33 protein-coding genes are annotated in these 20,540 nt (G+C 35.4%); all 33 read left to right on the top strand.

Annotation, left to right across the window (positions count from 1 at the left end; all coding sequences use genetic code 11):
- Positions 1-2: 2 nt before the first annotated feature.
- The 33 genes from fusA (at position 3) to I3217_RS15245 (ending at position 20,534) form a co-directional block, all read left to right on the top strand.
- Positions 3-2,129, top strand: a complete 2,127-nt coding sequence (fusA, locus tag I3217_RS15405; RefSeq protein WP_435050663.1) for an elongation factor G — start codon at positions 3-5, stop codon at positions 2,127-2,129.
- Between the two features lie 11 nt (positions 2,130-2,140).
- A complete protein-coding gene (rpsJ, locus tag I3217_RS15400; RefSeq protein WP_007650482.1) occupies positions 2,141-2,446 on the top strand; it encodes a 30S ribosomal protein S10 in 306 nt (101 codons plus the stop codon).
- A gap of 140 nt (positions 2,447-2,586) precedes the next feature.
- Positions 2,587-3,204, top strand: coding sequence for a 50S ribosomal protein L3 (rplC, locus tag I3217_RS15395; protein WP_435050662.1), 618 nt, complete (start codon positions 2,587-2,589; stop codon positions 3,202-3,204).
- Positions 3,204-3,833, top strand: coding sequence for a 50S ribosomal protein L4 (gene rplD, locus I3217_RS15390; RefSeq protein ID WP_435050661.1), 630 nt, complete (start codon positions 3,204-3,206; stop codon positions 3,831-3,833). Before rplC ends, rplD begins: the two co-directional genes overlap by 1 nt.
- 7 nt (positions 3,834-3,840) lie before the next feature.
- Positions 3,841-4,131 (top strand): 50S ribosomal protein L23, encoded by a 291-nt coding sequence (gene rplW, locus I3217_RS15385; protein WP_435050660.1) that lies wholly within the window; start codon positions 3,841-3,843, stop codon positions 4,129-4,131.
- Positions 4,132-4,141: 10 nt separating this feature from the next.
- Positions 4,142-4,969, top strand: coding sequence for a 50S ribosomal protein L2 (rplB, locus tag I3217_RS15380; protein WP_435050659.1), 828 nt, complete (start codon positions 4,142-4,144; stop codon positions 4,967-4,969).
- 3 nt (positions 4,970-4,972) lie between these two features.
- On the top strand, positions 4,973-5,251 hold the full coding sequence (rpsS, locus tag I3217_RS15375) for a 30S ribosomal protein S19 (protein ID WP_057783963.1): 279 nt from the start codon (positions 4,973-4,975) through the stop codon (positions 5,249-5,251).
- Between the two features lie 6 nt (positions 5,252-5,257).
- Positions 5,258-5,665 carry a 50S ribosomal protein L22 gene (rplV, locus tag I3217_RS15370; RefSeq protein WP_435050658.1) on the top strand — a complete coding sequence of 136 codons (408 nt, stop codon included), beginning with the start codon at positions 5,258-5,260 and terminating at the stop codon, positions 5,663-5,665.
- Positions 5,666-5,673: 8 nt separating this feature from the next.
- A complete protein-coding gene (gene rpsC, locus I3217_RS15365) occupies positions 5,674-6,390 on the top strand; it encodes a 30S ribosomal protein S3 (protein WP_435050657.1) in 717 nt (238 codons plus the stop codon).
- Between the two features lie 19 nt (positions 6,391-6,409).
- Entirely contained in the window at positions 6,410-6,829 is a 420-nt protein-coding gene (rplP, locus tag I3217_RS15360; RefSeq protein ID WP_435050656.1) for a 50S ribosomal protein L16, read from the top strand.
- 13 nt (positions 6,830-6,842) lie between these two features.
- The gene (rpmC, locus tag I3217_RS15355; RefSeq protein WP_435050655.1) at positions 6,843-7,034 is read left to right on the top strand and encodes a 50S ribosomal protein L29; all 192 of its coding nucleotides are present in this window, start codon (positions 6,843-6,845) and stop codon (positions 7,032-7,034) included.
- A gap of 12 nt (positions 7,035-7,046) precedes the next feature.
- Entirely contained in the window at positions 7,047-7,304 is a 258-nt protein-coding gene (gene rpsQ / locus I3217_RS15350; protein WP_111659929.1) for a 30S ribosomal protein S17, read from the top strand.
- A gap of 2 nt (positions 7,305-7,306) precedes the next feature.
- Positions 7,307-7,675 carry a 50S ribosomal protein L14 gene (gene rplN / locus I3217_RS15345; protein WP_044637135.1) on the top strand — a complete coding sequence of 123 codons (369 nt, stop codon included), beginning with the start codon at positions 7,307-7,309 and terminating at the stop codon, positions 7,673-7,675.
- 11 nt (positions 7,676-7,686) lie between these two features.
- Positions 7,687-7,998, top strand: coding sequence for a 50S ribosomal protein L24 (gene rplX, locus I3217_RS15340; RefSeq protein WP_435050654.1), 312 nt, complete (start codon positions 7,687-7,689; stop codon positions 7,996-7,998).
- Between the two features lie 2 nt (positions 7,999-8,000).
- A complete protein-coding gene (rplE, locus tag I3217_RS15335) occupies positions 8,001-8,552 on the top strand; it encodes a 50S ribosomal protein L5 (protein WP_435050653.1) in 552 nt (183 codons plus the stop codon).
- A 3-nt stretch (positions 8,553-8,555) separates the two neighbouring features.
- The gene (gene rpsN / locus I3217_RS15330) at positions 8,556-8,825 is read left to right on the top strand and encodes a 30S ribosomal protein S14 (RefSeq protein WP_435050652.1); all 270 of its coding nucleotides are present in this window, start codon (positions 8,556-8,558) and stop codon (positions 8,823-8,825) included.
- A gap of 68 nt (positions 8,826-8,893) precedes the next feature.
- Positions 8,894-9,292 (top strand): 30S ribosomal protein S8, encoded by a 399-nt coding sequence (gene rpsH, locus I3217_RS15325; RefSeq protein ID WP_435050651.1) that lies wholly within the window; start codon positions 8,894-8,896, stop codon positions 9,290-9,292.
- An 18-nt stretch (positions 9,293-9,310) separates the two neighbouring features.
- Entirely contained in the window at positions 9,311-9,853 is a 543-nt protein-coding gene (rplF, locus tag I3217_RS15320; RefSeq protein ID WP_435050650.1) for a 50S ribosomal protein L6, read from the top strand.
- A gap of 13 nt (positions 9,854-9,866) precedes the next feature.
- Positions 9,867-10,223, top strand: coding sequence for a 50S ribosomal protein L18 (gene rplR, locus I3217_RS15315; RefSeq protein ID WP_435050649.1), 357 nt, complete (start codon positions 9,867-9,869; stop codon positions 10,221-10,223).
- 6 nt (positions 10,224-10,229) lie between these two features.
- Positions 10,230-10,754, top strand: coding sequence for a 30S ribosomal protein S5 (gene rpsE / locus I3217_RS15310; protein WP_435050648.1), 525 nt, complete (start codon positions 10,230-10,232; stop codon positions 10,752-10,754).
- 11 nt (positions 10,755-10,765) lie between these two features.
- Positions 10,766-10,948 carry a 50S ribosomal protein L30 gene (rpmD, locus tag I3217_RS15305; RefSeq protein WP_435050647.1) on the top strand — a complete coding sequence of 61 codons (183 nt, stop codon included), beginning with the start codon at positions 10,766-10,768 and terminating at the stop codon, positions 10,946-10,948.
- A gap of 12 nt (positions 10,949-10,960) precedes the next feature.
- Complete coding sequence (gene rplO / locus I3217_RS15300) at positions 10,961-11,413, top strand: 50S ribosomal protein L15 (protein WP_435050646.1); 453 nt, start codon at positions 10,961-10,963, stop codon at positions 11,411-11,413.
- A gap of 16 nt (positions 11,414-11,429) precedes the next feature.
- Positions 11,430-12,773, top strand: coding sequence for a preprotein translocase subunit SecY (gene secY, locus I3217_RS15295; protein WP_435050645.1), 1,344 nt, complete (start codon positions 11,430-11,432; stop codon positions 12,771-12,773).
- Positions 12,774-12,786: 13 nt separating this feature from the next.
- Positions 12,787-13,002 (top strand): translation initiation factor IF-1, encoded by a 216-nt coding sequence (infA, locus tag I3217_RS15290; protein ID WP_007094967.1) that lies wholly within the window; start codon positions 12,787-12,789, stop codon positions 13,000-13,002.
- Positions 13,003-13,006: 4 nt separating this feature from the next.
- On the top strand, positions 13,007-13,123 hold the full coding sequence (gene ykgO / locus I3217_RS15285; RefSeq protein ID WP_013305171.1) for a type B 50S ribosomal protein L36: 117 nt from the start codon (positions 13,007-13,009) through the stop codon (positions 13,121-13,123).
- 2 nt (positions 13,124-13,125) lie between these two features.
- A complete protein-coding gene (rpsM, locus tag I3217_RS15280) occupies positions 13,126-13,500 on the top strand; it encodes a 30S ribosomal protein S13 (protein ID WP_435050644.1) in 375 nt (124 codons plus the stop codon).
- Between the two features lie 96 nt (positions 13,501-13,596).
- Complete coding sequence (gene rpsK, locus I3217_RS15275) at positions 13,597-13,989, top strand: 30S ribosomal protein S11 (protein ID WP_027138514.1); 393 nt, start codon at positions 13,597-13,599, stop codon at positions 13,987-13,989.
- A gap of 180 nt (positions 13,990-14,169) precedes the next feature.
- The gene (gene rpsD / locus I3217_RS15270; RefSeq protein WP_435050643.1) at positions 14,170-14,775 is read left to right on the top strand and encodes a 30S ribosomal protein S4; all 606 of its coding nucleotides are present in this window, start codon (positions 14,170-14,172) and stop codon (positions 14,773-14,775) included.
- Positions 14,776-14,874: 99 nt separating this feature from the next.
- Positions 14,875-15,867, top strand: a complete 993-nt coding sequence (locus I3217_RS15265; protein WP_435050642.1) for a DNA-directed RNA polymerase subunit alpha — start codon at positions 14,875-14,877, stop codon at positions 15,865-15,867.
- A 62-nt stretch (positions 15,868-15,929) separates the two neighbouring features.
- Positions 15,930-16,412: a 50S ribosomal protein L17 gene (rplQ, locus tag I3217_RS15260; protein ID WP_435050641.1), complete on the top strand. Its 483-nt coding sequence runs from the start codon at positions 15,930-15,932 to the stop codon at positions 16,410-16,412.
- A 117-nt stretch (positions 16,413-16,529) separates the two neighbouring features.
- Positions 16,530-17,633 carry a glutamine-hydrolyzing carbamoyl-phosphate synthase small subunit gene (carA, locus tag I3217_RS15255; RefSeq protein WP_435050640.1) on the top strand — a complete coding sequence of 368 codons (1,104 nt, stop codon included), beginning with the start codon at positions 16,530-16,532 and terminating at the stop codon, positions 17,631-17,633.
- Between the two features lie 167 nt (positions 17,634-17,800).
- Complete coding sequence (gene eno / locus I3217_RS15250; RefSeq protein WP_435050639.1) at positions 17,801-19,087, top strand: phosphopyruvate hydratase; 1,287 nt, start codon at positions 17,801-17,803, stop codon at positions 19,085-19,087.
- Between the two features lie 160 nt (positions 19,088-19,247).
- Positions 19,248-20,534: a citrate synthase gene (locus tag I3217_RS15245; RefSeq protein WP_435050638.1), complete on the top strand. Its 1,287-nt coding sequence runs from the start codon at positions 19,248-19,250 to the stop codon at positions 20,532-20,534.
- Positions 20,535-20,540 lie beyond the last annotated feature (6 nt).

Genomic DNA, 20,540 nt, shown 5'->3' with positions numbered 1-20,540 from the left:
ACATGGCAAGAGATTTAAATTTAACAAGAAACATAGGAATTGCTGCTCACATTGATGCTGGTAAAACAACAACAACAGAGCGTATTCTTTTTTATACAGGGGTGTCTCATAAAATTGGAGAAGTTCACGATGGAGCTTCTACAATGGACTGGATGGAGCAAGAAGCAGAGCGTGGTATTACTATTACGTCTGCAGCTACAACTTGTGACTGGACTTTCCCTAAAGAAAATGGTGTTCCAACGCCTGAGGCTAAGGATTACCACTTTAATATTATCGATACTCCTGGTCACGTTGACTTTACAGTAGAGGTAAACCGTTCTTTACGTGTATTAGATGGTTTAGTATTCTTATTTAGTGCGGTTGATGGTGTTGAGCCTCAGTCTGAAACTAACTGGAGACTTGCAGATAACTATAAAGTGCCACGTATTGGATTCGTAAACAAAATGGACCGTCAAGGGTCTAACTTCTTAGCTGTTTGTCAGCAGGTAAAAGATATGTTAAAATCTAACGCAGTGCCAATCGTGTTAAACATTGGTGATGAAGCTGATTTTAAAGGTATCGTTGACTTAGTTAAGAACAGAGCTATCATATGGCATGATGATAACTTCGGATCTACTTTCGATGTTGTTGAGATTCCAGAAGATATGAAAGAAGAAGCTCGTAAGTACCGTGCGCTTTTAATTGAGGAAGTAGCATCTTACGACGAGAACTTATTAGAAAAATTCATGGAAGATGAAGATTCTATTACAGAAGAAGAAGTGCACGCTGCACTTAGAGCTGCTGTAATGGATATGGCTATCATTCCTATGGTTTGTGGTTCTTCATTTAAAAATAAAGGAGTACAGTTCTTATTAGATGCTGTATGTCGTTATTTACCTTCTCCATTAGATAGAGATAACATTGTAGGTACTAACCCAGATACAGGGGCTGAAGAGACTCGTAAGCCTTCTGTAGATGCACCGTTCTCTGCATTAGCATTTAAAATTGCTACCGATCCTTTCGTAGGGCGTTTAGCATTCTTCCGTGCATATTCAGGACGTTTAGATGCAGGATCTTATATCTTAAACAACCGTTCAGGTAAAAAAGAGCGTATCTCTCGTATTTACCAAATGCACTCTAACAAACAAAATGCTATCGAATTTATCGAAGCTGGAGATATTGGAGCAGCTGTAGGGTTTAAAGATATTAAGACTGGTGATACCATGACTGATGAAAAACACCCTATAGTATTAGAATCTATGGAGTTCCCAGATCCTGTAATCGGTATCGCTGTTGAGCCTAAAACTAAGGCTGACGTTGATAAAATGGGTATGGCTTTAGCTAAATTAGCTGAAGAAGATCCAACATTTACAGCTAGAACAGACGAAGCTTCAGGTCAGACTATTATTTCTGGTATGGGTGAGCTTCACTTAGATATTATTGTTGACCGTCTTAAGCGTGAGTTCAAGGTAGAAGTAAACCAAGGAGCTCCTCAGGTAGAGTACAAAGAAGCTATTACGCGTCGTGCAGAACACAGAGAAGTTTATAAGAAACAATCTGGTGGACGTGGTAAATTCGCGGATATCGTATTTACTCTTGAGCCTGCTGAAGAAGGTAAAACTGGTTTAGAATTCGTTTCAGAAATTAAAGGTGGTAACGTTCCTAAAGAATTTATCCCTTCAATTGAAAAAGGATTCAAAGAAGCTATGAAGAATGGTCCGTTAGCAGGATACGAAGTTGATGCTATGAAAGTAACATTAACAGACGGTTCTTACCATGATGTGGATTCGGATCAGTTATCGTTCGAATTAGCTGCGAAATTAGGATTTAAAGCTGCTGCAAAAGCTGCGAAAGCGGTGATCATGGAGCCAATGATGAAACTGGAAGTTATTACTCCGGAAGAAAACATGGGTGACATTGTAGGAGATTTAAATAGAAGAAGAGGTCAAGTAAGTGATATGAGCGACAGAGCAGGTGCAAAAGTTGTTAAAGCTATTGTACCATTATCAGAAATGTTTGGTTATGTAACTACATTAAGAACATTATCTTCTGGTCGTGCAACATCTACAATGGAGTTTTCACACTATGCTGAAACACCTCAAAATATTTCAGAAGAAGTTATTAAAGCAGCTAAAGGTGCTGAAGCTTAAATCTTAAGAAAATGAGTCAAAAAATCAGAATAAAATTAAAATCTTACGATCACAATTTAGTAGATAAGTCTGCAGATAAGATTGTAAAAACTGTAAAAAGTACAGGTGCTGTAGTAACTGGGCCAATTCCATTACCAACACACAAGAAAATTTTCACTGTATTACGTTCTCCACACGTTAACAAAAAGTCTAGAGAGCAATTTCAATTAAGTTCTTATAAGAGATTACTTGATATTTATAGCTCTTCATCAAAGACTATCGATGCTTTAATGAAGCTTGAATTACCAAGCGGTGTTGAAGTAGAAATTAAAGTGTAAGTACGGCTTACAGAAACGAGGTTTCAATAACATGTCCTGAGCTGCGAGCGAGGGAAAAACGGTAAAAATACATTCAGGGTTGAACGTGTTTTGACCCTGAATTTTTTTATAAATAAATACTAATAAATAAATTAATAATTATGTCTGGGTTAATTGGAAAAAAAATCGGTATGACCAGCATTTTCGATGAAAATGGAAAAAACATTCCATGTACAGTAATTGAAGCTGGACCATGTATCGTTACCCAAGTCAGAACTGAAGAAGTAGACGGGTATGAAGCGCTACAACTTGGTTTCGATGACGCGACAGAAAAAAGTGCTACTAAAGCGGACTTAGGTCACGCTAAAAAAGCAGGAACTTCTGTAAAACGCAAAATCGCTGAGTTTAAAGGTTTTGATAAGGAGTACAAATTAGGTGATGCAATCACCGTAGAGCACTTTATAGAAGGTGAATTTGTTGATATCGCTGGTACCTCTAAAGGTAAAGGTTACCAAGGAGTTGTAAAACGTCACGGTTTTGGTGGTGTTGGTCAGGCAACTCACGGTCAGCATAACCGTTTAAGAGCGCCAGGTTCTATTGGAGCAGCATCTTATCCTGCAAGAGTATTTAAAGGCATGAAAATGGCCGGAAGAATGGGAACCGACAGAGTTAAAGTTGAAAATTTAAGAGTTTTAAAAGTAGTTGCTGAAAAGAACTTACTTGTTGTTAAAGGATGTGTTCCTGGACATAAAAATTCTTATGTAATCATTGAGAAGTAATGAAAGTAGCAGTTTTAGATATTAACGGAAAAGATACTGGAAGACAAGTAGAGCTTTCTGATTCAGTATTCGCTATAGAGCCTAATAATCATGCTGTGTATTTGGATGTTAAACAATATTTAGCAAACCAAAGACAAGGAACTCACAAAGCTAAAGAGCGTGGTGAGATTGCTGGTTCTACTCGCAAGATTAAAAAGCAAAAAGGAACTGGTACAGCTAGAGCAGGTAGTATTAAGTCTGGAGTATTTGTTGGTGGTGGACGTATGTTTGGACCAAGACCAAGAAATTATAGCTTCAAATTAAACAAAGGCCTTAAGCGTTTAGCTCGTAGATCGGCATTATCAATTAAAGCAAACGAAGCTTCAATAGTAGTTTTAGAAGACTTTAATTTCGATACTCCAAAGACTAAAAATTTCACTAGTGTGTTGAAAGCTTTAGACTTACAAGATAAAAAATCTCTATTTGTGTTGGGTGCATCAAATAATAATGTATATTTGTCATCGCGCAATTTAAAAGGCTCTGAAGTTGTAACTAACTCAGAATTAAGCACTTATAGAATTTTAAATGCAAATAAAGTTGTGCTTTTAGAGAGTTCTTTAGAAGGAATTGAAACGAATTTAAGTAAATAAGGAAGCGATGAGTATCTTAATTAAACCTATTATCACAGAAAAAGCGACTACAAATAGCGAGTTAAACAACTGCTATAGCTTTGTGGTTAATACTAAGGCGAACAAGGTAGAAATTAAAAAAGCAGTAGAAGCTGCTTATGGCGTTTCTGTTGAAAAAGTTCGTACAATAAATGTCCGTCCAGAAAGAAGAACACGTTTTACAAAAACGGGTATTCAACATGGTAAAACAAATGCTGTTAAAAAAGCAATTGTACAACTGGCGGAAGGTGAAGTGATTGATTTATACAGTAACATGTAATTAGACAAAAATGTCAGTAAGAAAATTAAAACCGATCACACCAGGACAGCGTTTTAGAGTAGTAAATGGATTTGACGCCATTTCTACTGATAAGCCGGAGAAAAGTTTATTAGCTCCGAAGAAAAGGTCTGGTGGTAGAAACAGTCAAGGAAAAATGACCATGCGCTATATTGGTGGTGGTCATAAGAAAAGGTATCGTATTATCGATTTTAAAAGAGCTAAAGCTGGAATTCCAGCTGAAGTTAAGTCGATTCAGTACGATCCAAACAGAACAGCTTTTATTGCGTTATTGAATTACCAAGACGGAGAGAAAGCATACATCATTGCTCAAAATGGTTTACAAGTTGGTCAAACTGTAGTATCTGGGCAAGAAGGTATCGCTCCTGAAATTGGAAATGCAATGCCATTAAGTCAGATTCCTTTAGGAACAATTATTTCTTGTGTGGAGTTACGTCCAGGACAGGGAGCGGTAATGGCTCGTAGTGCTGGTGCTTTTGCTCAGTTAATGGCAAGAGATGGTAAATTTGCAACAATTAAACTTCCATCAGGTGAAACTAGATTAGTTTTAGCAAACTGTATGGCTACAATAGGTGTTGTGTCTAACTCAGATCATCAGTTATTAGTATCTGGTAAAGCAGGTAGAAGCAGATGGTTAGGTAGAAGACCTCGTACAAGACCAGTAGTAATGAACCCAATTGATCACCCAATGGGTGGTGGTGAAGGTCGTGCTTCTGGAGGACACCCACGTTCTAGAAAAGGTTTACCAGCTAAAGGTTACAGAACCCGTTCTAAGACAAAAGCGAGTAATAAGTATATTGTAGAACGTAGAAAGAAATAAGACATGGCAAGATCATTAAAAAAAGGACCTTACGTTCATTATAAATTAGATAAGAGAGTTCAAGAAAATGTTGAAGGCGGAAAGAAGACAGTAATCAAAACGTGGTCTAGAGCCTCTATGATTACTCCGGATTTCGTTGGACAAACTATAGCAGTACATAACGGACGCCAATTTGTTCCAGTATATGTTACTGAAAACATGGTAGGACATAAATTAGGAGAATTTTCACCAACAAGATCATTTAGAGGTCACGCTGGTGCTAAAAACAAAGGTAAAAAGTAGTAAGCTATGGGAAGTCGTAAAAAACAAATGGCAGAGGCTATTAAGGAAGAAAAAAAGCAAATTGCTTTTGCTAAACTTAATAACTGTCCTACGTCACCAAGAAAAATGCGCTTAGTAGCCGATTTAGTAAGAGGCGAAAAGGTAGAAAAGGCGCTTAATATTTTAAAATTCAGCCAAAAAGAAGCATCTAACCGTTTAGAGAAATTGTTATTGTCTGCAATTGCAAACTGGCAAGCTAAAAATGAAGATGCAAGTATTGAAGATGCTGAATTAATAGTAAAAGAGATTAGAGTAGATGGCGGATCTATGTTAAAGAGATTACGTCCAGCTCCTCAAGGTCGTGCGCACAGAATTAGAAAACGTTCTAACCACGTAACTATCGTGGTAGGAGCTAACAATAACACACAAGCTTAATTAGAGGTATGGGACAAAAAACAAATCCAATCGGAAATCGCTTAGGAATTATCAGAGGATGGGAATCTAACTGGTACGGAGGAAACGATTATGGCGATAAATTAGCCGAAGACGATAAGATCAGAAAGTACGTTCACGCACGTCTATCTAAAGCTAGTGTTTCTAGAGTAATTATCGAAAGAACTTTAAAGCTTGTAACCGTTACTATCACTACTGCTAGACCTGGTATTATTATCGGTAAAGGTGGTCAAGAGGTAGACAAGTTAAAAGAAGAACTTAAGAAAATTACAGGTAAAGAAGTTCAAATTAACATATTTGAAATTAAAAGACCAGAGCTTGATGCATTTTTAGTAGGATCTAGTATTGCTCGTCAAATTGAGAATCGTATCTCTTACAGACGTGCAATTAAGATGGCTATCGCTGCTACAATGCGTATGAATGCAGAAGGAATTAAAGTTCAGATTAGTGGTCGTTTAAACGGAGCTGAAATGGCACGTAGCGAGCACTATAAAGAAGGACGTATTCCATTATCTACATTTAGAGCCGATATTGATTATGCTTTAGTTGAGGCACATACTACTTATGGTAGATTAGGTGTTAAAGTATGGATCATGAAAGGTGAAGTATATGGTAAAAGAGAGCTTTCTCCGCTTGTTGGATTGTCTAAGAAGCAAGGAAAAGGTGGAACACGAGGAGGAAACAATAAACCTCGTCGTAGAAAGTAATTTTTTAAAGTAAAGAAAAATGTTACAGCCTAAAAGAACAAAATTTCGTAAACAACAAAAAGGACGTATGAAAGGGAACTCTCAAAGAGGGCACCAACTTTCAAACGGAACTTTTGGGATAAAATCACTTGATTCGAATTTTTTAACATCGCGTCAAATAGAAGCTGCACGTATCGCTGCTACACGTTACATGAAGAGAGAAGGACAACTTTGGATTAAAATATTTCCAGATAAGCCTATCACAAAGAAACCTCTTGAAGTACGTATGGGTAAAGGTAAAGGTGCCGTTGAATATTGGGCAGCTGTTGTAAAACCTGGTAGAGTACTTTTCGAAGTAGGAGGAGTGCCGTTAGAAATTGCTAAAGAAGCATTACGTTTAGCCGCTCAGAAATTACCAGTTAAAACTAAGTTTGTTATCGCTAGAGATTACGAAGCATAATTTATTTGATGTTATGAAACAATCAGAAATTAAAGAATTATCTACAGCTGAGTTACAAGAGAAACTTGGTGAGACAAAAAAGAGTTATTCAGACCTGAAAATGGCACATGCAATATCTCCTTTAGAAAATCCAATTCAGTTACGTGCGTTAAGACGTGATGTTGCTAGAATTGCGACTGAATTAACTAAAAGAGAATTACAATAATTCTGCTGAAAGATGGAAAAAAGAAATTTAAGAAAAGAACGTATAGGAATAGTTACTAGTAACAAAATGCAGAAGTCTATTGTGGTTTCTGAAGTTAAAAAAGTAAAGCACCCTATGTATGGTAAGTTCGTGTTAAAAACTAAGAAATACGTTGCACACGACGAGACTAACGATTGTAACATCGGAGATACTGTAAAGATCATGGAAACACGACCTTTAAGTAAATCTAAATGTTGGAGACTAGTTGAAATAATTGAAAGAGCGAAGTAATTATGGTACAACAAGAATCAAGATTAAAAGTAGCCGATAACACTGGAGCAAAAGAAGTATTAACAATACGTGTTCTAGGTGGTACTAAAAGAAGATATGCTTCTGTAGGAGACAAAATAGTTGTTTCTGTAAAAGACGCAACACCTAACGGTAACGTTAAAAAAGGTGCTGTTTCTACTGCAGTTGTAGTACGTACTGTAAAAGAAGTAAGACGTCCAGACGGATCTTATATTAGATTCGACGACAATGCTTGTGTATTATTAAACCCAGCGGGTGAAATGAGAGGTACACGTGTATTCGGACCTGTTGCAAGAGAACTTCGTGATAAACAATTCATGAAAATTGTATCATTAGCACCTGAAGTGCTTTAATGACTTATAAGATGACAAAGCTTAAAATAAAATCAGGAGATACTGTTAAAGTAATAGCTGGAGATCACAAAGGATCTGAAGGAAAAGTACTTAAAGTATTAATCGATAAGAACAAAGCGATTGTTGAGGGTGTAAACTTGGTTAAGAAACATACTAAACCAAGTGCACAAAACCCTCAAGGCGGAATCGTAGAAAAGGAAGCTCCTATTCAAATTTCAAACTTATCGTTGTTAACCGCTAAAGGTGAAACAACTCGTGTTGGATACAGAATGGAAGGCGATAAGAAAGTGAGATTTTCTAAAAAATCTAATGAAGTAATATAGTTATGGCATATTCACCGAGACTTAAAGAAGAGTATAAAAGCAGAGTAATTGCAGCTCTTACAGAAGAATTTGGATATCAGAATGTAATGCAGGTTCCTAAACTGGAAAAGATAGTAATATCTAAAGGTGTAGGAGCTGCTGTTGCAGACAAAAAGTTAGTAGACTACGCAGTAGAGGAATTAACTACGATATCTGGACAAAAAGCTATAGCAACAATGTCTAAAAAAGACGTTGCATCGTTTAAATTACGTAAAGGAATGCCAATTGGGGCTAAAGTTACTTTACGTGGCGAAAGAATGTACGAATTTTTAGATCGTTTGGTTACTTCAGCCTTACCACGTGTAAGAGATTTTAATGGAATTAAAGCTACAGGATTCGACGGAAGAGGTAATTACAACTTAGGAATTACTGAACAAATTATCTTCCCTGAAATTGATATCGATAAGGTAAACAAAATTACAGGAATGGATATTACATTTGTAACTTCTGCTGAAACTGATAAAGAAGCAAAATCATTATTAACTGAATTAGGTTTACCATTTCAAAAGAATTAAGATATGGCTAAAGAATCAATGAAAGCCCGTGAGGTAAAAAGAGCGAAAACTGTAGCTAAGTATGCTGAGAAACGTAAAGCTTTAAAAGAAGCTGGAGATTACGAAGCATTACAAAAGTTACCAAAAAACGCTTCTCCTGTTCGTATGCACAACAGATGTAAATTAACAGGAAGACCTAAAGGGTATATGCGTACATTTGGTATTTCTCGTGTATTATTCAGAGAAATGGCAAATAACGGTCTTATTCCAGGTGTTAAAAAAGCAAGCTGGTAAAAAAATAATTATAAATTGGTTTCAGGTTCGAAGTCATATTCGAAAACCAAAACCGCAAATTAATACATATGTATACAGATCCAATAGCGGATTATCTTACAAGAATTAGAAACGCAGTGCGTGCTAACCACAGAGTGGTAGAGATTCCTGCATCTAACTTGAAAAAAGAAATCACAAAAATATTATTCGAGCAAGGATATATTTTAAGTTACAAATTCGATGATTCTACTGTACAGGGAACAATTAAAATTGCTCTTAAGTACAATAAAGAAACGAAAGAACCGGTTATTAAAAAGATTCAAAGAATCAGTAAACCAGGTTTACGTAAGTATGCTAGTTCATCAGAACTACCTAGAATTTTAAATGGTCTTGGTATTGCCATTGTTTCTACTTCTCATGGAGTAATGACAGGTAAACAAGCTCAGGCGGAAAATGTAGGTGGCGAAGTATTATGTTACGTTTACTAATTTAAAGACTATAAGATTATGTCAAGAATAGGTAAGAGCCCAGTGGCAATTCCAGAAGGAGTTACAGTTGATGTTAAAGATAATGTTGTAACAGTAAAAGGAAAATTAGGAGAGTTAACTCAGGATTTTTCTGATGTTGCAATTAAAGTTGAAGACGCAAATGTTATAGTTGAACGTTCTTCTGATAAAAAAGAAGAAAAATCTAAACACGGACTTTACAGAGCACTTATAAACAATATGATTGAAGGTGTTACTAAAGGATGGACTAAAGAGTTAGAATTAGTTGGTGTTGGATATAGAGCTACAAATCAAGGTCAAAAACTTGATATGGCATTAGGATTTTCTCACAATATCGTGTTAGACATTGCTCCAGAAGTAAAAGTTGAGACGGTATCAGAGAAAGGTAAGAACCCTATAATTAAACTATCATCACACGATAAGCAACTTGTTGGACAAGTAGCTGCTAAAATCCGTGATTTTAGAAGACCAGAACCTTATAAAGGAAAAGGTATTAAGTTTGTAGGAGAAATTTTAAGAAGAAAAGCAGGTAAATCAGCTTAATAATTTATAAGTTATGGCGTTAACAAAAAACGAAAGACGATTAAGAATTAAAAGCAGAGTACGTAAAGTAGTTTCTGGTACAGAAGCTAGACCAAGATTATCTGTTTTTAGAAGTAATAAAGAAATTTATGCTCAAATAGTTGATGATGTTACTGGTAAAACTATCAGTTCAGCATCTTCTAGAGATAAAGACATTAGTGCTGCAAAAGGAACCAAATCAGAGATTGCTACTTTAGTAGGAAAATCTGTAGCTGAAAAAGCTTTAAAAGCTGGTGTAGATACTATCTCTTTTGATAGAGGTGGATACTTATATCATGGTAGAGTAAAATCATTAGCTGACGGAGCTAGAGAAGCAGGACTTAAATTCTAAGAAATTATGTATCAAAAATACAAAAGCGCAGAGCTAGTAAAACCAAGTGGATTAGATCTTAAAGATCGTTTAGTTGGTGTACAAAGAGTTACAAAAGTAACTAAAGGTGGTAGAGCATTTGGTTTTTCGGCAATCGTAGTGGTTGGTGATGAAGCAGGTGTTGTAGGTCACGGTTTAGGAAAGTCTAAAGATGTTGCAAGTGCTATTGCTAAGGCTGTAGAAGATGCAAAGAAAAATTTAGTGCGTATTCCAATCGTAAAGCGTACCTTGCCACACGAACAAAAAGGAAAATTTGGTGGAGCAAGAGTAAACATCATTCCTGCAGCTCCTGGTACAGGAGTTATCGCTGGTGGTGCTGTGAGAACAGTGTTAGAAGCAGTAGGAGTACACGATGTATTATCTAAATCTCAAGGTTCATCAAACCCTCACAACGTTGTAAAAGCAACTTTTGATGCATTATTACAATTAAGAAGTGCAGAATCGATTGCTCGTGAAAGAGGCATTTCATTAGAGAAAGTTTTTAAAGGTTAAAAGCAAGAGAGATGGCAAAGATTAAAGTAACAAAAGTTAAAAGCGCAATTAATCGTACACAAAGACAGAAAAGAACTTTAGAAGCTTTAGGTCTTAAACGAATTGGGCAAGTTGTAGAGCACGAAGCTACACCAAATATTCTTGGTATGGTTGCTAAAGTAGAACACTTAGTTTCTGTTGAAGAAACTAAATAATAAAACTGAGAAATGGATTTAAGTAATTTAAAACCTGCAGAAGGTTCAGTTAAAAGCCAAGGGAAAAGAATAGGACGTGGAGAAGGTTCTGGAAAAGGTGGTACCGCTACACGTGGACACAAAGGAGCTAAATCTCGTTCTGGATATTCTAAGAAAATCGGATTCGAAGGTGGGCAAATGCCACTTCAAAGACGTGTTCCTAAATTTGGTTTTACTAACATTAACCGTGTAGAATATCAAGGTGTAAACTTAGATACTTTACAACAATTGGTTGATGACAAGAAAATACAAGACACAGTAGATTTAGACACTTTATTATCTTTAGGTGTAACTGGAAAGAACGATCTAGTTAAAGTTTTAGGTAGAGGTGAACTAAAAGCAAAATTAAAAGTAACTGCTCATAAATTTACTGCTTCAGCAAAAGCTGCAATTGAAGCGGCAGGAGGAGAAGCTGTAACTTTATAATCACACGTAATAGAGCATGAAATTTATAGAAACGTTAAAGAATGTTTGGAAAATAGAAGAACTAAGAAATAGAATCATCTTAACTGTTGGTTTATTATTAGTTTATCGGTTTGGTGCACAGGTAGTTTTACCAGGAATAGATGCGGCACAATTGGAAGCCTTACAAAGTAATACAGATTCTGGATTATTAGGTTTGTTAAACGCATTTACCGGTGGTGCTTTTGCTAATGCATCAATATTTGCCTTAGGTATTATGCCTTACATTTCTGCCTCTATTGTGGTGCAATTAATGGGGATTGCTATCCCTTACTTGCAAAAATTACAAAAAGAAGGTGCAAGTGGGCAGAAGAAAATTAATCAAATTACACGTTGGTTAACCATTGCTATCTGTTTGGTGCAGGCACCAGGATATTTAGCGAGTTTACCAAGTTTAGGGATTCCTCAAAGTGCCTTTTTATTAGGACAGGGTGGTTTGTTTTACTTTTCTTCTATTATCATTCTGGTAACAGGTTGTATCTTTGCAATGTGGTTAGGTGAAAAAATAACAGATAAAGGAATTGGTAATGGTATATCATTATTAATTATGGTGGGTATTATAGCTCGTTTACCTTTATCATTTTTCCAAAACGCAGCATCTAGATTAGAGGGGAATAACGTGATGTTAATCCTTATTGAATTAGTGTTGTGGTTTGTAATTATATTTGCATCGATTATGCTTATTATGGCGGTTAGAAAAATCGCTGTACAATATGCAAGACGTACTGCTTCCGGAGGATATGAGAAAAACATTATGGGATCTAGACAATACATTCCATTAAAACTTAACGCTTCTGGAGTAATGCCAATTATTTTTGCTCAAGCTATTATGTTTGTACCTGGTTTAATAGGTGGAACTTCTTTCATGAAAGATTCTGCTGCAGGGCAATGGTTACAAACTCAATTTTCTGATATATTCGGATTTTGGTATAATTTATTATTTGCGTTATTAATTATCGTATTCACGTATTTCTATACGGCTATTACAGTTCCTACGAACAAAATGGCTGACGATTTAAAACGTAGTGGAGGTTTCATTCCTGGTGTTCGTCCAGGATCTGAAACTTCGGAATACTTAGATAAAATAATGTCGCAAATAACATTACCGGGTTCTATTTTCCTAGCTATTATTGCTGTGTTCCCAGCAGTTATTGTAAAGTTAATGAACGTACAATCGGGTTGGGCCTTATTTTTTGGTGGTACATCACTATTAATTTTGGTAGGAGTTGCAATCGACACGATGCAACAGGTAAATTCTTACTTGTTGAACAGACACTATGATGGCTTGATGAAAACTGGTAAAAATAGAAAAGCAGTAGCTTAATTATTATATTACAATGGCAAAACAAGCAGCAATAGAACAAGACGGAACAATTATAGAAGCACTTTCTAATGCTATGTTTCGTGTTGAGTTAGAAAATGGTCACATTGTGACAGCACATATATCTGGTAAAATGCGTATGCATTATATTAAATTATTACCAGGAGATAAAGTAAAATTAGAAATGAGTCCTTACGATTTAACTAAGGCTAGAATAACTTATAGATACTAATACGATGAAAGTAAGAGCATCAGTTAAAAAAAGAAGCGCAGATTGTAAAATCGTGCGTAGAAAAGGTAGACTTTACGTAATTAACAAAAAGAATCCTAGATTCAAACAAAGACAAGGGTAGTTATGGCAAGAATTGCAGGTGTAGACATACCAAAAAACAAAAGAGGAGTTATCTCTTTAACTTATATCTACGGAGTAGGTAAAAGTAGAGCGAAAGAAATTTTGGCAACAGCTAAGGTTGACGAAAACACTAAAGTACAAGACTGGACAGACGACCAAATTGGTAATATTCGTGAGGCTGTATCTTCTTATACTATTGAAGGTGAATTACGTTCTGAAACTCAATTAAGCATTAAACGTTTAATGGATATAGGATGTTACAGAGGTATTCGTCATAGAGCTGGTCTTCCATTAAGAGGGCAACGTACAAAAAACAACTCTAGAACAAGAAAAGGTAGAAGAAAAACAGTTGCTAACAAGAAGAAAGCAACTAAATAATTAAGTCATTAGTATTTAGCTGTTAGATGAATCTGTTTGAAATTGAAAAGTTTAGGATTCTATCACTAACAACTAACAACTAGAAACTAAAATAATATGGCAAAATCAAATACAAAGAGTACTAAAAAACGTAAAGTTATAGTAGACTCTGTTGGAGAAGCTCACGTTACCGCTTCTTTTAACAACATTATTATTTCTCTTACCAACAAAAAAGGAGACGTTATTTCTTGGTCTTCTGCTGGTAAAATGGGATTTAGAGGATCTAAAAAGAACACGCCTTATGCAGCACAATTAGCAGCAGAAGATGCAGCAGCAGTTGCACAAGAGGCTGGTCTTAAAAAGGTAAAAGTTTATGTTAAAGGACCAGGAAACGGTAGAGAATCTGCTATCCGTTCTATTCACAATGCAGGTATCGAAGTAACTGAAATCATCGATGTTACTCCATTACCACATAACGGATGTCGTCCTCCAAAACGTAGAAGAGTATAATTTACTCACTTTCAGATAAAAAAATTAATATCAGCTGTATTTTACAGTTGGTATTAATTTTTTTTATATGTACATTTGCACACTGAAAAAATATAACAACAAGTATAACAAGAGATTAACGATTATCGAAGGATAAGATTAAGACCTTAATTCATAATCACTCTTAAAATTAATTTTAAAATGGCAAGATATACTGGTCCTAAAACTAAAATAGCTCGTAAGTTTGGTGAAGCTATTTTTGGAGACGATAAGTCTTTCGAGAAAAGAAATTATCCTCCAGGTCAACATGGTGCTAACAAGCGTCGTGGTAAAAAATCTGAATACGCTATCCAGTTAATGGAGAAACAAAAAGCAAAATATACTTATGGTATATTAGAGCGTCAATTCAGAGGTTTATTTAAAAAAGCAACAGCTGCACAAGGTATTACTGGTGAAGTGTTGTTACAATTATGTGAGTCTAGATTAGATAACGTGGTTTACAGAATGGGAATTTCTCCTTCTAGAAGCGGTGCTAGACAATTAGTATCTCACAGACACATTACAGTAAACGGAGAAGTAGTTAATATTCCTTCTTACCAATTAAAAGCTGGTGATGTAGTGGCTGTAAGAGAAAAATCTAAATCCCTTGATGCTATTGAGAGATCTTTATCTAACTCTAGTCAAGTATACGAGTGGATTACTTGGAATGATGAGAAGAAAGAAGGAACTTATGTTTCTGTTCCTGCTAGAATTCAGATTCCAGAAAACATTAACGAGCAATTCATCGTCGAATTATACTCTAAATAATAAATTAACAACATTGGTATTGGGCCAAAGGGTTTATTCGTACTTCTTCAAACTTATAAACCGCGCAACCTAATAACAATTAAAACGAAGAACAAAAGCATGGCAGTATTTAATTTTCAGAAGCCCGACAAAGTAATCATGATTGATTCTACAGATTTTGAAGGTAAATTTGAATTTAGACCTTTAGAACCTGGTTACGGATTAACAATTGGAAACGCATTAAGACGTGTATTATTATCGTCTTTAGAAGGATTTGCAATTACATCGGTTAGAATTGAAGGGGTGGATCATGAATTCTCAACAATTCCTGGTGTTGTAGAAGACGTAACAGAAATTATTTTAAATTTAAAACAAGTACGTTTTAAAAGACAAATAGAAGATGTAGATAACGAATCTGTTTCTATTTCTATTTCTGGTCAAGAACAAATTAAAGCTGGTGATTTCCAGAAATTTATTTCAGGCTTCCAAGTGTTAAATTCAGATTTAGTTATCTGTAACTTAGATCCTAAAGTAAGTGTAAATATGGAGATTACCATTGAAAAAGGTAGAGGATATGTTCCTGCAGAAGAAAATAAAAAAGCTACTGCACCAGTTGGAACTATTTTTACAGACTCGATTTACACGCCAATTAAAAATGTTAAGTATAGCATTGAAAATTATCGTGTAGAGCAAAAAACAGATTACGAAAAGTTAGTTTTCGAAATCCAGTCTGATGGTTCTATTACACCACAAGATGCTTTAACAGAAGCGGCTAAAACTTTAATTCACCACTTTATGTTATTCTCTGATGAGCGTATAACTTTAGAGGCGGATGAGATAGCGCAAACTGAAACTTATGATGAAGAATCGCTTCACATGAGACAGTTGCTTAAAACGAAGTTAGTAGATATGGATCTTTCGGTTCGTGCACTAAACTGTTTAAAGGCAGCAGAGGTTGATACTTTAGGAGACTTAGTATCATTCAACAAAAATGATTTAATGAAGTTCCGTAATTTCGGTAAAAAATCTTTAACAGAGTTAGAAGAACTTGTAAACGTTAAAGGTCTTAATTTCGGTATGGATTTATCAAAATACAAATTAGATAAAGATTAATTCTGTCATAATTTGCTCCTCAATAGTGGGTTGAAGCAAGATGATGGTTAAACACAAATGTCATGAGACACGGAAAAAAAGTAAATCACTTAGGTAGAAAGACAGCGCATAGAAAGGCAATGTTAGCTAATATGGCTTGTTCTTTAATCGAGCACAAACGTATTAATACTACCGTAGCTAAAGCTAAAGCTTTAAAACAATTTGTAGAGCCTTTAGTAACCAAATCTAAAGAAGATACGACTCACAACAGACGTATTGTTTTTAGTAAGTTAAGACAAAAGGAAGCAGTTACTGAATTATTCAGAGATGTTGCTACAAAAGTAGGTGATAGACCAGGAGGATACACACGTATCATTAAACTTGGTAATCGTTTAGGAGATAACGCTGATATGGCAATGATAGAGCTAGTTGATTACAACGAAATCTATAACGCTGGTAAAGCTGAAAAGAAAACAACACGTAGAAGTAGAAGAGGTGGTTCTAAAGCTGCTCAACCTGCTGCTCCGGCTGTTGAAGAAACAAAAGCTTCTAACGAAGAAGAATAAATGAAAGTTCATTTATAAATATTAAAAGGCTACCCTAATTAAGGTGGCCTTTTTTTTATATTTGCACGAAATTTTTAAACGAAAAAAATCATTACAATTCTGTAACGCGTTTTAAATATGAAATATCAAAAGAAGAAACAAGCAGTTGTGTTATTAGCAGATGGTACTATATTTTATGGTAAATCTGTTGGAGGAAAGGAAGGAACTGCATTTGGTGAAGTTTGTTTCAATACAGGAATGACTGGATACCAGGAAATTTTTACAGATCCGTCTTATTTCGGACAAATTATGGTAGCTACCAATGCACATATTGGTAATTACGGTACCCAAAGTGAGGAAGTGGAATCAGATGGTGTTAAAATCGCTGGTTTAATAGTTAAGAATTTTAGTTACGATTTTTCTAGAGATAGAGCTGATTCTAGCTTAGAAGATTTCCTGGAAAAAAATAATCTATTTGCTATTTCCGATGTGGATACCAGAGCTTTAGTTAGCTATATAAGAGATAATGGTGCTATGAATGCTGTTATTTCTACAGAGGTTGATAATATTGAAGTGCTGAAAAAGCAATTAAACGACATTCCGGATATGAATGGTTTGGAATTGGCGTCTAAAGTATCTACTAAAGAACCTTATTTTGTTGGAGAAGAATCTGCCTCCATTAAGATTGCAGCACTAGATTTAGGTATTAAAAAGAATATCCTTAGAAATCTTGCAAAACGAGGGGCTTATATAAAAGTGTTCCCATATAATTCTACTTTTGACGAATTGGCTGCTTGGAATCCTGATGGATATTTCTTGTCTAACGGTCCTGGTGATCCTGAGCCATTAGTAGAAGCCCAGGCTGTAGCTAAAGAAATTATAGATAGAAACCTTCCTGTATTTGGTATTTGTTTAGGACATCAGGTAATTGCTTTAGCAAATGGCGTGTCTACATATAAAATGCATAATGGGCATAGAGGTATTAACCACCCGGTAAAAAACTTACTTACAGGAAAAGGTGAAATTACTTCTCAAAACCACGGTTTTGCTGTAAACAGAGAACAGGTGGAAGCGCATCCGGAATTAGAGGTTACACATCTACATTTAAATGATGGAACGGTAGCTGGTTTAAGAATGAAAAATAAAAATTGTTTTTCGGTTCAATACCACCCGGAGGCTAGTCCTGGACCACATGATGCCGATTATTTATTCGATGATTTTATCGAAAATATCAAAAAATAAGATGATAAAAATCCCAAAAAAAATTGCTTTTTTTTGGGATTTTTTGTTACGAAAACAATGTAGTGAAAATATTGAAGAAATATCCGTTTAATTGTTAAAATTTCGAATATCATTTTCGTAATTTAGTACTGATAAATTGAAAAAATAATAATTTAAATATTAATACAATGAGCATAATAATCAATATTCATGCAAGACAAATTTTAGATTCGCGTGGTAATCCGACAGTAGAGGTAGATGTACTTACAGAAAATGGTGCTTTAGGTAGAGCGGCTGTTCCTTCAGGAGCATCTACTGGTGAGCATGAGGCAGTAGAATTAAGAGATGGTGGCGACACTTACATGGGGAAAGGTGTTTCTAAGGCTGTAGACAATGTGAATACCATTATCGCTCAGGAATTATTAGGAATATCTGTTTTCGAACAAAATAAAATTGATCAGATAATGATTGATTTAGATGGTACTCCAAACAAATCTAAATTAGGTGCTAACGCTATCTTAGGAGTGTCTTTAGCTGTTGCTAAAGCAGCAGCATTCGAATTAGGTGTGCCACTTTACCGTTATGTTGGTGGGGTTTCTGCGAATACCTTACCAGTGCCTATGATGAATATTATTAATGGAGGTTCTCACTCCGATGCGCCTATCGCATTTCAGGAGTTCATGATCATGCCTGTTAAAGCAAAAAACTTTACACATGCTATGCAAATGGGAACTGAAATTTTCCATAACCTTAAAAAAGTATTACACGACAGAGGTTTAAGTACTGCTGTAGGTGACGAAGGTGGATTTGCTCCAACTTTAGATGGTACAGAAGATGCTATCGAGTCTATCCAGAAAGCTGTTGAAAAAGCAGGTTATAAGTTTGGTGATGAAGTTATGATTGCTTTAGACTGTGCTTCTGCTGAATTCTATGTGGATGGAAAGTACGATTACACTAAATTTGAAGGTGATAAAGGAGTGGTAAGAACTTCTGAAGAACAAGCCGATTATTTAGCTGAATTAGTTGCTAAATATCCTATTATTTCTATTGAAGATGGCATGGATGAAAACGACTGGGAAGGTTGGAAATATTTAACTGAAAAAGTTGGTGACAAAGTACAGTTAGTAGGTGACGATTTATTTGTAACCAATGTAGAGCGTTTAGAAACAGGTATAGAAAAAGGAATTGCAAATTCTATTCTTATTAAAGTAAATCAGATAGGTTCTTTAACAGAAACTATTGCAGCTGTAAATATGGCTAAAAATGCAGGGTATACTTCTGTAATGTCTCACCGTTCTGGTGAAACTGAAGACAATACTATTGCAGATTTAGCAGTAGCTTTAAATACAGGTCAGATTAAAACAGGTTCAGCTTCAAGAAGTGATCGTATGGCAAAATACAATCAATTATTACGTATTGAAGAAGAATTAGGAGATATCGCTTATTATCCGCAAGGAAAAGCGTTCAAGTTCTAATCTGTTAAAATAGTTTAAAATGGCGATTGTTAAATTAAACAATCGCCATTTTTTTTGTGAAAAATTTGGCAAAACCTTTATTTATTACCTTTAAAAATCCTAAGAGTTTTTGTACTTTAGCGAGCAGCAAAAAAAAATAAAAAATAGAATCAAAATAAATATGTCAAAAACAGCTACGTTAGAGATAGATGGAAAGAAATATGATTTTCCATTAATTACTGGAACTGAAAATGAAGTCGCAATCGATATCAGTAATTTAAGGGCAGCAACAGAAGGAGTTATAACCTTAGACTCCGGATTTAAAAATACAGGATCTTGTGAAAGTGCTATAACCTTTTTAGATGGAGAAAAAGGAATTTTAAGGTATCGAGGATATGCCATTGAAGAATTAGCACAAAAAGTAGATTTTCTTGAAGTAGCATATTTATTAATTTTTGGAGAGTTACCAACAAAAGAACAAAACGATAAATTCCACGACGACATCAGAGCTCAGTCTGTAGTTGACGAAGATGTAAAAAAGATTTTGGAAGCTTTTCCAAAGACAGCACATCCAATGGGAATTATTTCATCATTAACAAGTGCCTTAACGGCATTTAACCCGTCTGTAGTAAATGTGGAGTCGGATGTGGATATGTATAATTCCGTAGTTAAAATTTTAGGTAAAATGCCGGTTTTAGTGGCATGGACTATGCGTAAAAAGCAGGGCTTACCTTTAGATTACGGAGATGATTCTATAGGGTATGTAGAGAACATCTTAAAAATGATGTTTAAAAAGCCCAATGCAGAATATAAGCAGAATCAGATTTTTATTGATGCTTTAGATAAGTTATTAATTTTGCATGCCGACCACGAACAAAACTGTTCAACATCTACAGTACGTATTGTGGGGTCAGCACATGCAGGTTTGTTTGCTTCAATTTCTGCTGGAATCTCTGCCTTATGGGGACCACTTCACGGAGGTGCAAATCAAGCTGTTTTAGAAATGCTTCAGGCTATAGAGGCTGATGGTGGAGACACTAAGAAATACATGGCTAAGGCTAAGGATAAAAATGATCCATTCAGATTAATGGGATTCGGTCATCGTGTGTACAAAAATTTCGATCCTCGTGCTAAAATAATTAAACAAGCAGCAGATCAGGTATTAAATGATTTAGGTATTGAAGATCCGATTTTAGATATTGCTAAAAGTTTAGAAAAGGAAGCTTTAGAAGATCCATACTTCGTGGAAAGAAAATTATATCCAAACGTAGACTTCTACTCAGGTATAATTTACAGAGCTATGGGAATTCCAACTGAAATGTTTACAGTAATGTTTGCTATTGGACGTTTACCAGGTTGGATTGCTCAATATAGAGAAATGCGTTTACGTAAAGAACCAATTGGACGTCCACGTCAATTATATACAGGAGCTACTTTAAGACCATTTGTAGAAGTGGATAAAAGGTAGTTGCTG

It is taken from the genome of Formosa sp. S-31 (assembly GCF_051172795.1).
Classification (GTDB): Bacteria; Bacteroidota; Bacteroidia; order Flavobacteriales; family Flavobacteriaceae; genus Formosa.
The sequence above is the reverse complement of the archived record's forward strand: the minus strand, read 5'-3'. Positions and strand labels throughout refer to the sequence as shown.